The organism is Cellvibrio polysaccharolyticus (genome assembly GCF_015182315.1).
Lineage (GTDB): Bacteria > Pseudomonadota > Gammaproteobacteria > Pseudomonadales > Cellvibrionaceae > Cellvibrio > Cellvibrio polysaccharolyticus.
The window spans coordinates 2,439,415-2,452,051 of the sequence record NZ_PRDL01000001.1 but is presented as its reverse complement, the minus strand read 5'-3'; the positions used below and the strand labels follow the sequence as shown (position 1 = coordinate 2,452,051).

Here is a 12,637-nt window from a genome sequence, read left to right as displayed (position 1 = left end):
CGCCGGCCACAAGCTGCTAACGATCATCCGTTTCGCAGCCAATGGGTGGGTTAAGCGCGCGGGACTATTTTGCATGATTGGAATTTTATTTTTCCACACAGCAGCCTGACCATTAACGTGAGTTATTCGGTTTTGCCCGGGATCGGCGTTATCCAACTCGGTGTATAAGTATTGAAAGTCTATGGCTGATAAGCCTGCTGCGTATGGTCTCACTCTATTGTCCCATTGCCGCCGTCTTTCGTTTCAGGGGCCAGGCCCGAGCTGGCCGGGTCAAGTATTTTTGAGCCATTTTATTTCCGGGCGACATTCGCCCCTTGAAATCCTCCTCGTTAACCCCATCTTGCTTGTTATTCATAATTCAGGTGTATTTTTAAGCGCCTGACAGGTTTTTTGTTTGTTTTTTGATCAGGAGATAACAATGTCGGTAGATACCCGCAAAGAGACCAGAGGCTTTCAGACCGAGGCCCGTCAATTATTACACTTGATGATTCACTCTCTGTATTCCAATCGTGAGATCTTCTTGCGGGAGCTGATTTCCAACGCATCGGACGCCGCAGACAAATTACGCTTTGAGGCAGTCTCCAACAATGCCTTGTATGAGGGCGATGGCGATCTGAAAATTCGCATCTCTTTTGATAAAGATGCCAAAACGCTGGTGATCAGCGATAACGGCATCGGCATGACCCGCGATGAAGTGATTGATAATCTGGGTACCATTGCCAAATCCGGTACTGCGCAGTTTATGCAAAACCTGAGCGGCGACCAGAAAAAAGATGCCCAGTTAATTGGCCAGTTCGGTGTCGGTTTCTACTCGGCGTTTATTGTTGCTGACCGTGTGGTGGTTACCACCCGTCGTGCCGGCGCAGCAGCAGAAGAGGGCGTTCGTTGGGAGTGTTCCGGTGATGCCGAGTTTGATATCGAAACGGTTGAAAAAGTCGATCGCGGTACCCGCATCGAACTGCATTTGAAGGACGATGCGGTAGAGTTTGCCGATAGCTGGCGCTTGCGTTCCATCATCAAAAAATACTCCGATCACATTGCGATCCCGATCCTGATGCCGAAACAAAGCCCGTTGGGCGAAGACGGCGAAGTTGAGTCGGAAGAGGAAGCGGTGAATACAGCTACCGCGCTGTGGACACGCTCCCGTGGCGAAGTGAGCGATGATGAATACAAGGAATTCTACAAGCACGTCAGTCACGACCATACCGACCCGTTAACCTGGAGCCACAACCGTGTTGAGGGCAATCTGGATTACACCAGCCTGCTGTACATTCCAGCGCGCGCTCCCTATGACTTGTATAACCGCGATGCATCGCGTGGTTTGAAACTCTATGTTCAGCGCACCTTTATTATGGATGACGCCGAACAATTCCTGCCGCTGTACCTGCGGTTTATTAAAGGTGTAGTGGATTCCAACGATTTGTCGTTGAATGTATCGCGCGAAATTTTGCAGAAAGACCCGAACATTGACAGCATGCGCTCGGCACTGACCAAGCGCGTTCTGGAAATGCTGTCGAAGCTGGCGAAAGAACCGGAAAATTACAGCAAATTCTGGAAGGAATTTGGTCAGGTGTTAAAAGAAGGCCCGGCAGAAGATTTCGCCAACCGTGAAAAAATTGCCAAACTGCTGCGCTTCTCTTCCTCCTTTACCGACAAGGCCGATCAGGATCAGTCGCTGGACGATTACGTCAGCCGCATGAAAGAAGGCCAGGAAAAAATTTACTACATCGCGGCAGAGAATTTCACTACCGCGAAGAGCAGCCCGCACCTTGAAGTCTTCCGTAAAAAAGGCATCGAAGTGCTGTTGCTGAGTGATCGTGTTGATGAGTGGTTGATGGGACATTTGTCCGAGTTCGACGGCAAATCCTTGCAGGATGTTGGCAAAGGTGAGCTTGACCTGGGCAAGCTGGACAGCGAAGAAGACAAGCAGGCGCAGGAAAAAATTGCTGAAGAATTGAAGCCTTTGTTGGACCGTGTAAAAACAGCCCTGGATAATGAAGTCGCTGAAGTACGGGTAACCCACCGTTTGACCGACTCACCGGCGTGTGTGGTGGTTGCGGACCATGATATGGGTGCGCAAATGCGCCGCATTCTGGAAGCTGCCGGCCAGAACCTGCCGGAAAGCAAGCCGATTTTCGAGCTGAACCCGGAACACCCGCTGGTGAAAAAGCTGGAAGAGGAAAGCAATGAAGCGCGCTTTACTGACCTGGCTCACGTGTTGTTTGACCAGGCTAACCTGGCGGAAGGTTCACAGTTGGCTGATCCGGCGGCCTATGTTCAGCGTTTGAACAAGCTGTTGCTGGAACTCAGTAACTGATGACGTCTTCTCTGCGTTGATAGCGCATCGTTTGAAAACAAAGCCGGCAATAGCCGGTTTTGTTTTTTTGCGTTACCCTTGAGCATTAATATCGAGCGTCATTGCTGATCGCACTTCATTACGCATGGGTTGGCAATCAATAACAGGTCAATTCCGGAGCCGGTTATGGAATATAAAAACGTTACGTTGGCAGCCAAAAAGCACATTGCGCTGGTTGCTCATGACAATAAGAAAAAAGATTTGGTGCAGTGGTGTGAAACGCACAAGGTTGAGCTTGCGCAACATACCTTGTACGGTACGGGCACAACAGGCCGCTTGATTGAGCGGGAAACCGGGTTGCCGGTGAATAAATTATTGAGTGGCCCGCTCGGCGGTGACCAGCAGGTTGGCTCGATGATTACCGAGGGCAGGGTGGATGTGTTGATTTTCTTCTGGGATCCTTTTGAGCCCATGCCGCATGACCCGGATGTGAAGGCTTTGTTGCGTATTGCTGCGGTTTGGAATATTCCGATTGCTTGTAATCAGGTGTCGGCTGATTTCATGGTGACATCGCCCTTGTTCAGTAATACTACAGAGCGTGCCATTCCCGATTACGAAAGTTATATGGCGAAACGCAGCTTTTAATATTTTCTGAAAAATACCGCGCCACAAAAAAGCCCGCCTTGGTAAAGGGCGGGCTTTTTTGCTATCAGGCCGTTATTTTCATCGGCTGAGTGGCGGTTGTAATTTTACAATCAGCTATCCAGCTCGGATACCACGGTGTAAATACCTCGTGTCAGTTGATGCAGTTCTGCATCGCTGATAATAAACGGCGGCATTAAATAAATAAGTTTGCCAATAGGGCGGACCCATATTCCCTGTTTGATAAAGGCGGCTTGAATGCTGGCGATATCAATCGCGTTATGCAGCTCAACTACACCGATTGCTCCCAGCACTCTTACATCCGCTACGGCTGGCAGTTCGCGGCAGGGCTCCAGCTCGGCTTTTAAAAACGCTTCAATGTGTAAAACACGTTTTTGCCAATCGCCTTCAATGAGCAGCCTGGTGCTGGCCAGTGCTACCGAACAGGCGAGGGGGTTCCCCATAAATGTTGGGCCATGCATAAAGGCGCCAGCATCACCGCGTGATATTTCATCGCTAACCTTGTCATTGCACAAGGTGGCAGCCATTCCCATATAACCGCCGGTAAGTGCTTTGCCCACGCACATAATATCCGGGCTGATGCCGGCATGTTCGCAGGCAAAGAGTTTGCCGGTGCGTCCGAAGCCGGTGGCGATTTCATCGGCAATTAATAAAATATCATGGGCATCGCAAAGTTCACGTACGCGCCTCAGGTAATGCGGTGAGTAAAAGCGCATGCCGCCAGCATTCTGGGCGATAGGTTCAAGAATAACCGCTGCAATTTTTTGACGGTGCCGTTGAATTAATTGTGAAAAACTGGCGATATGAATTTCATCCCATTCTTCATCAAACCCGCAGGCCGGCGGTTCACAAAAAATCTGGTGTTGCAGTGTCTGCGTAAATAAGTGGTGCATGCCGGTAAAAGGATCACACACTGACATGGCCGCAAAGGTGTCGCCATGGTAACCCGCTCGCAACGCGAGAAAGCGGGTTTTCTGGTGTTGCCCGGAAGAGAACCAGTATTGCAGCGCCATCTTCATGGCGACTTCAACGGCTACCGAGCCCGAGTCGGAAAAAAAGACCTTATTCAAACCTTCCGGGGTAATGTCTGCCAGTAATTTGGCCAGCTTTACTACCGGTTCATGGGTGATGCCTCCCAGCATGACATGGGAAACTTTGTGTAATTGCTCTTCGATTGCCCGATTCAGTTCCGGGTGGTTATAGCCGTGCAGCACGCTCCACCAGGACGAGGTGCCATCAATCAGCGTATGCCCGTCACTCAGGTGCAAATAAACACCTTCAGCGTGACTGACGGGGTAAACCGGTGAAGGATTGGGAAAGGCGGCATAGGGGTGCCAAACGTGCGCCTGATCCAGTGCGATAATTTCTTCCGGGGTCATTGCAGCAGCATGAGCCGCTGCAGCGGTTCCATTAGGCATATAAGACGGTCCATAAAAGCGGTTTCAGATCGTGGAGCCGGGAAACCGGCCAGACAATTTTATCAGGCCGGTTGAGGTAAGTATGGCTGCAGTTATGAATTGCAGCCAATTTTGCGGAAGAATTAACGAAAGCGGATGATCAGTTCCAGCTGGCTTTGGGACAAGTCAGCCATTTCCTGGGTAACACGGTCAGCGATATTAATTTCGTGTTGTGACTGAGTGGAAATGCGGGCAATTGCGTGGGTATTGCGCTCGATTTCCATCGCCATGGAAGACTGCTCTTCAGCGGCGGTGGCAATTTGATGGGACATGCCATCAATAGTGGCTACCGAATCGGAAATGGAGTTCAGTGCATTTTCCACATTGACCATTTCGGCAACGCTGCGATCTGCCAGCTGCATACAGGTGTTCATGCTGGCGCTGGCATCTTCCGTCGCCTGGCCAAGCTTGCCAATAATGCCTTGAATGTCACTGGTCGATTCCTGGGTGCGCTGTGCCAGCGTGCGTACTTCATCCGCAACCACCGCGAACCCGCGACCCTGGTCACCGGCGCGCGCCGCTTCGATAGCGGCGTTCAGGGCGAGCAGGTTGGTTTGTTCCGCAATGCTGCGAATAACATCTACTACGCTACCAATTTTACGGCTGTCTTCGGAAAGGCGGTCCAGCATTTGCCCCAGATCACCTACCGTGCGAGAGAGATCAACAATCGCCTTGTTGGCACCGGCGATTACTTCATTACCCTTGCGAACTTCGTTGATCGCCATGCTGGTCGCGGTAGAGGTTTGCGTAGCGCCGCTGGCAACTTCCTGAACCGCAACCGACATTTGTTGCATGGCATTGGCAACATTGGTGGTTTCGCGCTGCTGTGCGGACATGCCGGTGTGAGTGCGCTGCGCCTGGTCGTGCGCTTCTTCAGACTTGATATGCAGTTCTCTGGCAGACTCGCCGAAGCGGCCCAGTGCGGTGCGCAAGCGAGCCTGAATGGCAATTTGTGCCAACATAATTTCGCCGCTGGCATCGCAGCGACCGGAATAGATATAAGCAGCCACCGGATCGGTTAAAAACGCCCGCGCTGCCGCAAGCGGCTGCGAAAGTTTTTTATGGGTAACCCAGAAATTGATAAAACCGGTTAACAAGCTGATGCCAAAAAGCCCCGCCACCATGGATGCACTTAACAGCGAGGTGAGCGAAAAAATACCCAGCAACACTACAAAAGTCAGGGCGCCTGCTTGTATGGCTTCACCGAAAATATGCCAGAGCTTTTCATACCAGGGGTAAATGCCTTTGCCGTTTTGGATACGGGCATAGACCTTCTCGGCGCGTTTAACGATAACCGGGTCGGCTTTGGCGCGCACAGATTCGTAGCCGTAAATCTGGCCTTTTTCGCGCAACGGGGTCACATAGGCATCCACCCAATAGTGGTCACCATTTTTGCAGCGGTTTTTCACCATACCCATCCAGGGGCGGCCTGCCTTTAATGCTGTCCACATCATGCCGAAAGCTTCGGCAGGCATATGCGGGTGGCGCAGAATATTATGGGGCTGGCCCAATAATTCGTCGCGCGTGTAGCCTGCAATCTGGCAGAAATAGTCATTGCAAAATTGAATATTTCCCCGGGTGTCGGTTGAGGAAACAATCTCATTATTATTCGAAACGAAGACTTCTCTACCGGTTATCGGACCGTTATTACGCATGGAAAAATCCTTACAAAAGTCAGCGAACGCTACGCGTTTAGCGCTGGAAACAGAGGCATTTTATTAAGCTGCCTTCAAAGGTAATCGGCCTGAAGCGCGAATAGTTTAGCCTTGTTTCCTGTTCTCAGGCTGCCCGCTGACGAAAATTTTTAATAGAGGAATTTTTGTTTATAAATTCGTCAATTACTGCTCTCTTTTCTTCAGAAAGCGTCAGAAACTCCAATCGCAAGCGCGTGCTTCGGTAGGGCGTGCGGTTGGGTGACAATCCTCTGACGCGCGCGCGCGCCTGAATGCGAATATCGTTCAACATAAATTCGCACAGCGGCAGCTCTTCGCCCTGCTGAAAAAAGTCTTCCAGCGAGCCTGCCAGCAGAATACACATGCCGCCCGCTGACAAATTTTCGATGGTGCCGTAGCGAACATCATCATTAAAGGCGCGCAGCTTGCCCGACAGGGCGCTGGCTCCAAACAAATTCAGGCGTCGATATTCGCGGCGCGAATGCCACACAGGATTATGCGGAAAGGTGATGGCAAAACCTTGAATGCCGAGGTGCTCGCCGGTGGCAATCACCGTGGCGGTGAACTTCAGCTGTTTTTCGCGGGAGCGATAAATAAATTCAAGCTGGCTGCCGGTTTCCAGTAAACGTTGTGACGGAAATAAATCATCAAACCATATCACGCCATTTTCATCATCAATGGATAGGATAAGCGTCTGATAGGAGCGTTGGCTGCCTTCAAAATACACTTCCAGTCGCTGGCGCTGTTCAAACAGATCCAGCAATGGACCGGGTGTCAGGTAAACGGGTGCCACCCGCGGGCGCTCCGATTTGCCGGATCCTGCAAAGGAAGGTTTGGAAAATTTGGTCAATAAACCCTGGATGAATGACATAACCTGATCCGATAAGGGCGTAAACCCGTGATTCGAGGGTGCTTTTTAGTGAGAAAGCAAAGGTTGTGCCAGGAGGAAAGTGCACCAAAACGGCGATTTGGACCGTGAAGAGGCAAATAATGAGCACTTTTGAGAGGCTATTGGCGGCGAGTGGCAAACTATTGCCGCCAAAGGGAAATTACCGCCGGAGACATTCCCCCGTGCGCATAAAAACCGTACAATGGCGGTTTTTCCTCTACATCCGGTTGTCACGCAAATCACTATGAAAGCATTTCCTGTCCGTAAAGAGCGCCTCGAATTTAACAAGCTGCAAAAGCGGTTACGCCGTCTTGTTGGAAGCGCCATTGCCGATTACAACATGATCGAGGAAGGCGACAAAATCATGGTATGCCTGTCGGGCGGCAAAGACTCCTACGCCATGCTCGATGTACTGCTCAGTATGCAGAAAACGGCGCCGATCCATTTCGACATTGTTGCCGTCAATATGGACCAAAAGCAGCCTGGTTTTCCCGAACATATCTTGCCGGAATACCTGACGGCGCTGGGCGTACCTTTTCATATCATTGAAAAGGATACCTACAGCGTCGTGAAAGAGCTGGTTCCCGAAGGTAAAACCACCTGCGGATTATGCTCCCGCCTGCGTCGCGGTACTTTATATGGTTTCGCGGATGAAATCGGGGCGACCAAAATTGCGCTGGGCCATCATCGTGATGACATTATTGAAACTATGTTTTTGAATTTGTTTTACGGTGGCAAGATCAAAGCCATGCCGCCCAAGCTGCTGTCCGACGACAAACGCAATATTGTGATTCGCCCGATGGCCTATTGCAGCGAAGAAGACCTGGTAGACTTTGCCGAACAAAAAGGCTTCCCGATTATTCCCTGCAACCTGTGCGGTTCCCAGGAAAACCTGCAGCGGCAGGTGGTCAAGCAGATGTTGCACACCTGGGAGGCACAATACCCGGGCCGTACCGAAACCATTTTCTCAGCCATTAAAAACATCATTCCATCGCAAATGGCTGATGTGAATTTATTCGACTTTATCAATTTGAAAACCGACGCTACCGCGGCAGCCACCAGTGATGATTCGGATCTGTTTGCGGCGGTAAAACCGGACAGCGGTGTGCAATTTATCAACGGATTCCAGATACAGTAATGCTTACGCTGATGTGCAGAATGCGAACAACAAGGCCGCCGGTTTACGCCGGATCGGCCTTTTATTATTTCCTCAGACCGGGCGCTTGATGATGAACCGGTGTAGCCAGAAAAATATGATAAAAAACTGGACTCTGTTATGGAATTACACCTTTGAATAAAACCGGCACGCCTTCGTTTTTTGATGGTATTTCGTTCCAGCTGGCGAAAATAGGCATCATCGTTGCGTTTGTTCTCAGCTTTCTGATGAACTCGGTGCAGCTTTACCTCGATTACCACAATCAGCAGCGGGAATTTGACAGCCTGATTGAGCGGGTTATTGAGGTGGCCACACCGCCCGCAGCACGTTCGGTGCAAACACTCGACGATGAACTCTCCGACGAAGTGGTGAATGGCCTGCTGCGTTACGGATTTATTTACGAAGTAGAAATTGCCGATGAGGTGGGTAATATTCTCGCGCAGGGCAGTTCACGCCGCGAGCATTCGCCCACCCGCTGGCTAACCGATCGCATTACCGAAGGTACTCAGGAATACCGCGCCAATTTGCCCATTGCCGGCTACACCGATGGCATTGCTGGCAGCATCCGTTTCTCGGTGGATATGGATCAGGCGTTAGCCGGTTTTTACAACCGCTCCAAATATGCGCTGGTGGCCGGTGTATTGCGCAACATGTTGCTGGTGTCGCTGCTGTTCTTTGTTTTTTATCTCACGCTCACCAAACCTATCGCACGTATTGCCCGTGAAATCAATCTGATCAACTCCGATCAGCCTGGCTTGCAACGGCTTACTCCGCTGCCGCCCGATCGCAAGGATGAGCTGGCACTGCTGGTTTCAAGCAGTAATGAATTGCTGGATATTGTCGAGTTATCGCTTGCCAAGCGCCGCGCGGTAGAGCTGGCGCTGCGCAAAAGTGAAGAGCATTTACGACAGATTATCGATAGCTTGCCGGTGATGATCGGGGCCCGAAATATCGCTGGTTATTACTTGTTCGCTAACAAAGCGCTGGCCGATGAGCTGGGTTTTTCCCGCGAAGAGATGCGTACCTTGCACGTGCGGCAATTGCTGAAAAATTCGGTATTCGAAATTGATACCATGCTGCAAAACGATTATCGCGTTATTCAGGGTGATGAAGAGCTGGATGTGATTGAAGAGCGCTTTATCACCGCCACCGGCAAACAGCTGTTCCTGCAAACCCATATTATGCCGCTGGCCTTTTACGATGAAAAAGTCGCCCTGATTGTATCGGTCGATGTGACCGAACGAAAAAATGCTCAGGCAAAAATGGAATACATGGCGCATCACGATGCGCTGACCGGGTTGCCTAACCGGGTGCAACTGGTGGAGCGGCTTGAGCACGAGTTGCGCAGGGCAGAGCGACACGGTTATTTCGGTGCGGTGTTGTTTATCGACCTTGACCAGTTTAAAACCATTAACGATTCTCTTGGTCATCCGGTTGGCGATAAAGTGTTGCAGGAAGTTGCCACACGCCTGGTAAAAACCGTGCGTGAAGAAGATCTGGTTGCCCGTCTGAGCGGTGACGAATTTGTGGTTGTGCTAACCGTGCTGGATCAGGATATCGAAATTGCTGCATTGCGAGCGGGCGAGATCAGCGAAAAAATTCGCTCTGTCGTATCATTACCCATTCTCTGCGATGGCATGGAGTTGCGTGTTACCTGTAGCGTGGGTGTGGTGGTTTATCCGGAAAAAAATAATACCGTGCACGAACTGCTGCGTTACGCCGACACCGCGATGTATCAGGTAAAAGAAAAAGGCCGGGATTCTATTGAGTTCTTCAATGAAGAGATGGCGGACAAGGTCAGCCGTCAGCTGGTGATGGAAGGTGACCTTCACCGCGCCCTGGAAGAAAAACAATTTGAATTGCACTTTCAGCCAAAACTTGATGTAGCCAGTGGGCACATCGTTGGCGCTGAAGGGTTATTGCGCTGGTTGCATCCAACCAAAGGGTTTATCTCGCCGGCTGAATTTATTCCGGTGCTTGAAACCTCCGGCATGATTCTCGAAGTCGGCCAGTGGGTGTTGGAAGAAGCGTGTAAAACGCTGGTGCGCTGGCAGGATAAAGGCCTTTGGCAAAGCGGTATGCGGCTCAGTATCAATATCAGCCCGCGTCAATTCCGTCGTAAAGCCTTTGTGGACGATGTACTGAGTACGTTGAAAGCCTACTCGATTCCTGAAAATTCTCTGGATATGGAAGTCACTGAAGGTATTTTGATTCAGCAAATTGATGAAGCGATCGTCACCATGACCACGCTGGTGGAAAACGGCATCAGCTTCTCGCTGGACGATTTTGGCACCGGCTATTCATCCATCAGTTATTTGAAACGTTTGCCGGTTACCGTGCTGAAGATTGATCAGGGTTTTGTGCGCGATATTATTGAAGACCGCAATGACAGAGTGCTGGTAGAAACCATTATTACCATGGGCAAATTGCTGGATATGGAAGTGGTCGCCGAAGGCGTAGAACAGGCGGAGCAGCTCGACATTCTTCGTCAGTACGGCTGCCATTACTACCAGGGTTTTTATGCCAGTACGGCAGTTGATATCGCCAGTTTTGAAAAATTATTGTTGCAACCGCAAAAGCTTCCGTAACAGACGTTAAACCCCGCCAGTGCAATTTGCGCTAGCGGGGTTTAATGAAAAAGCCTGGCCAATAAAAAGGGTACGGCTGTTTCTACGCGCATGATGCGCTTTCCCAAATGAACCCCCTCAAAACCGCAAGCTTCAAGCTGTTCAATCTCCCAGGGAATAAATCCGCCTTCAGGGCCTATCGCCAGTGAGGTGGCTTCGGTAAGACCGGTCGGGCATGGGGTTTCTGAATAGGGGTGGGCTACCAGTGCGCGGGTTTGCGCGATCAACGCGGGCAGGCGATCTTCCACAAAGGGCTTGAAACGTTTTTCGAGGATGACCTCGGGCAGTTGCGTATCTCTTGCTTGCTCAAGCCCCAGTATCAGATGTTCGCGAATGCTTTCCGGTTCCAGCAATGGCGTTTGCCAGTAGCTTTTTTCCACCCGATAGGAATTCATCAGCACCAGTTTTTTGACACCCAACGTCGACACGGTTTGTAAAACCCGCTTGAGCATTTTGGGACGAGGCAGCGCCATGACCAGAAAAAGCGGCAGATCCGGTGGTGGCGGTTCATCAAAAATGAGGTCTTCAATAATAATCAGGTCGGGCTGGAGGGTGGTCATAATGCCCGAGCCCATGTTGCCATTGAGCAGGCCTGCGCGAATTCTCTCGCCGACCTGAGCCTGATGAACCGACAATATATGCTGACAGCGGCGCTGGTCACGGATCTCTGCGCAGGTGTCGCCCGTCAGATCTTCAGCGGTGAGGAGGATAATATTCATGATGAAAAATGGCGCCCCGGAGACGATTTGAACGTCCGACCTGCCGCTTAGGAGGCGGCTGCTCTATCCAGCTGAGCTACCGGAGCAGAATGTAAAGCTGCGCCATTGTAGGGATTTTTGTATTTGAATTCAAAGGGATGATGCAGGCGGGTGAAAAAACGGGTGGTTTACACCCGCGTTACCGAATGGGAGCCGCCGTTGCCGCTGGCAACACCGCTTTGGTTGTAGAGCTTGGGGCCGGCCGCCTGGCCGCGCAACAGGTTGAGCAGATTGCCCAGAGTCTGGCGCGAGCGATTGATCATCTTGCCGTTAATTTCATTGAGCCGCTGGCACTCTGTAAAAAGCTGCGTGAGTTTTTTCCAGGGTTCACGGCTCTCGGTAAGCGCCGGGTGTGTGCTGAGCAGGGTTTCCCAGCCTTCGGCATCGGCTTGTAAGCCAAGGCTCTGCAATAAGGCCTGACGTTGAAGGGCATTTTCACCCAATTGGCTGAGCAGCTGGTTTTTTTGCTCAATAACCTCGCCAAGGCCTTCGTGCTGGCGCTGTTCAAGCAGTTCGCGCTCGTGGTTCATCAGCGCGATCAAGGTTTCACTGGTGTTGATATCAACACTGATCATGTGTTGTAAAACGGCAGGATTCATGGACATGGGCAACCTCGTTAGAAAATTCGGGCAGAATTTATTCCAGTTAAAAACCGCAATTAACGGGCAGCGGTTGGGGGCGCTACCCGTCGCTCAGGGTTCTAGCGCAGCAGCGCGTCCTGGTTCAACATGTTTTCGGCAATACGGTCAGCGTTGATTTCGAACTTGCCTTCCGCAATTGCCTGACGCAACGCGTTGACCCGATCGCTGTCTACATCTGGCAGATTGCCAATAGACGTTTGGAGTTTTCTCAACCCCTGAGCCTGTTCACTGATCACGACCTGATCCTTGCCGCTTTTGGCGGGAATGGTTTCTGCCTGGGCAGGTGTGTCTTTTCCGGTTGTCGGGGCGGTGGCGCGGTTGCGCGACGCACTCGATGCATTACTGGAAAAATTGTTGTTAATGTCGATGACCATGGTTTCTATTCCCCAACTGCTATAAAAGTTCCCGATTCGCCCGAATACAGGTTGCTCAAAAAGGTTATCGGCAGAAAAGCTGAAACTTTAACGCCTTAAGTTA

Annotated in this window: 10 protein-coding genes and 1 tRNA gene; 4 read left to right on the top strand and 7 right to left on the bottom strand. The window is 51.0% G+C overall.

Annotation, left to right across the window (positions count from 1 at the left end):
- The first annotated feature begins 418 nt into the window (after window positions 1–418).
- Both htpG and C4F51_RS10495 read left to right on the top strand, forming a co-directional pair.
- On the top strand, window positions 419–2,317 hold the full coding sequence (htpG, locus tag C4F51_RS10500) for a molecular chaperone HtpG (RefSeq protein ID WP_193909586.1): 1,899 nt from the start codon (window positions 419–421) through the stop codon (window positions 2,315–2,317).
- 165 nt (window positions 2,318–2,482) lie between these two features.
- Complete coding sequence (locus C4F51_RS10495) at window positions 2,483–2,941, top strand: methylglyoxal synthase (protein WP_193909584.1); 459 nt, start codon at window positions 2,483–2,485, stop codon at window positions 2,939–2,941.
- A 110-nt stretch (window positions 2,942–3,051) separates the two neighbouring features.
- On the opposite strand, the gene bioA is transcribed toward C4F51_RS10495, so the two are convergent.
- The 3 genes from bioA to C4F51_RS10480 all read right to left on the bottom strand — a co-directional run bounded on the left by bioA (window position 3,052) and on the right by C4F51_RS10480 (window position 6,960).
- Window positions 3,052–4,377 carry an adenosylmethionine--8-amino-7-oxononanoate transaminase gene (gene bioA, locus C4F51_RS10490; RefSeq protein ID WP_235992319.1) on the bottom strand — a complete coding sequence of 442 codons (1,326 nt, stop codon included), beginning with the start codon at window positions 4,375–4,377 and terminating at the stop codon, window positions 3,052–3,054.
- 122 nt (window positions 4,378–4,499) lie between these two features.
- Window positions 4,500–6,071, bottom strand: a complete 1,572-nt coding sequence (locus tag C4F51_RS10485) for a methyl-accepting chemotaxis protein (protein WP_193909582.1) — start codon at window positions 6,069–6,071, stop codon at window positions 4,500–4,502.
- Window positions 6,072–6,195: 124 nt separating this feature from the next.
- Complete coding sequence (locus C4F51_RS10480; RefSeq protein ID WP_193909580.1) at window positions 6,196–6,960, bottom strand: flagellar brake protein; 765 nt, start codon at window positions 6,958–6,960, stop codon at window positions 6,196–6,198.
- Between the two features lie 262 nt (window positions 6,961–7,222).
- Between C4F51_RS10480 and ttcA the strand changes: the two genes are divergently transcribed.
- Complete coding sequence (gene ttcA, locus C4F51_RS10475; RefSeq protein ID WP_193909578.1) at window positions 7,223–8,116, top strand: tRNA 2-thiocytidine(32) synthetase TtcA; 894 nt, start codon at window positions 7,223–7,225, stop codon at window positions 8,114–8,116.
- Between the two features lie 152 nt (window positions 8,117–8,268).
- The gene (locus C4F51_RS10470) at window positions 8,269–10,722 is read left to right on the top strand and encodes a putative bifunctional diguanylate cyclase/phosphodiesterase (protein WP_193909576.1); all 2,454 of its coding nucleotides are present in this window, start codon (window positions 8,269–8,271) and stop codon (window positions 10,720–10,722) included.
- Between the two features lie 41 nt (window positions 10,723–10,763).
- On the opposite strand, the gene C4F51_RS10465 is transcribed toward C4F51_RS10470, so the two are convergent.
- The 4 genes from C4F51_RS10465 to flgM form a co-directional block, all read right to left on the bottom strand.
- Window positions 10,764–11,480 carry a 16S rRNA (uracil(1498)-N(3))-methyltransferase gene (locus tag C4F51_RS10465; RefSeq protein WP_193909575.1) on the bottom strand — a complete coding sequence of 239 codons (717 nt, stop codon included), beginning with the start codon at window positions 11,478–11,480 and terminating at the stop codon, window positions 10,764–10,766.
- A 9-nt stretch (window positions 11,481–11,489) separates the two neighbouring features.
- Window positions 11,490–11,566, bottom strand: a tRNA-Arg gene (locus C4F51_RS10460).
- 81 nt (window positions 11,567–11,647) lie between these two features.
- A complete protein-coding gene (locus C4F51_RS10455) occupies window positions 11,648–12,124 on the bottom strand; it encodes a flagella synthesis protein FlgN (RefSeq protein ID WP_193909573.1) in 477 nt (158 codons plus the stop codon).
- A gap of 95 nt (window positions 12,125–12,219) precedes the next feature.
- Window positions 12,220–12,534, bottom strand: a complete 315-nt coding sequence (flgM, locus tag C4F51_RS10450; protein ID WP_193909571.1) for a flagellar biosynthesis anti-sigma factor FlgM — start codon at window positions 12,532–12,534, stop codon at window positions 12,220–12,222.
- Window positions 12,535–12,637: the final 103 nt, after the last annotated feature.

Bases quoted from the DNA above. Each gene is read 5' to 3' on its own strand.
- C4F51_RS10480 (WP_193909580.1), bottom strand. From the start codon at position 6,960: ATGTCATTCATCCAGGGTTTATTGACCAAATTTTCCAAACCTTCCTTT.
- bioA (WP_235992319.1), bottom strand. From the start codon at position 4,377: ATGCCTAATGGAACCGCTGCAGCGGCTCATGCTGCTGCAATGACCCCG.
- C4F51_RS10495 (WP_193909584.1), top strand. From the start codon at position 2,483: ATGGAATATAAAAACGTTACGTTGGCAGCCAAAAAGCACATTGCGCTG.
- flgM (WP_193909571.1), bottom strand. From the start codon at position 12,534: ATGGTCATCGACATTAACAACAATTTTTCCAGTAATGCATCGAGTGCG.
- ttcA (WP_193909578.1), top strand. From the start codon at position 7,223: ATGAAAGCATTTCCTGTCCGTAAAGAGCGCCTCGAATTTAACAAGCTG.
- C4F51_RS10455 (WP_193909573.1), bottom strand. From the start codon at position 12,124: ATGTCCATGAATCCTGCCGTTTTACAACACATGATCAGTGTTGATATC.
- htpG (WP_193909586.1), top strand. From the start codon at position 419: ATGTCGGTAGATACCCGCAAAGAGACCAGAGGCTTTCAGACCGAGGCC.
- C4F51_RS10465 (WP_193909575.1), bottom strand. From the start codon at position 11,480: ATGAATATTATCCTCCTCACCGCTGAAGATCTGACGGGCGACACCTGC.
- C4F51_RS10485 (WP_193909582.1), bottom strand. From the start codon at position 6,071: ATGCGTAATAACGGTCCGATAACCGGTAGAGAAGTCTTCGTTTCGAAT.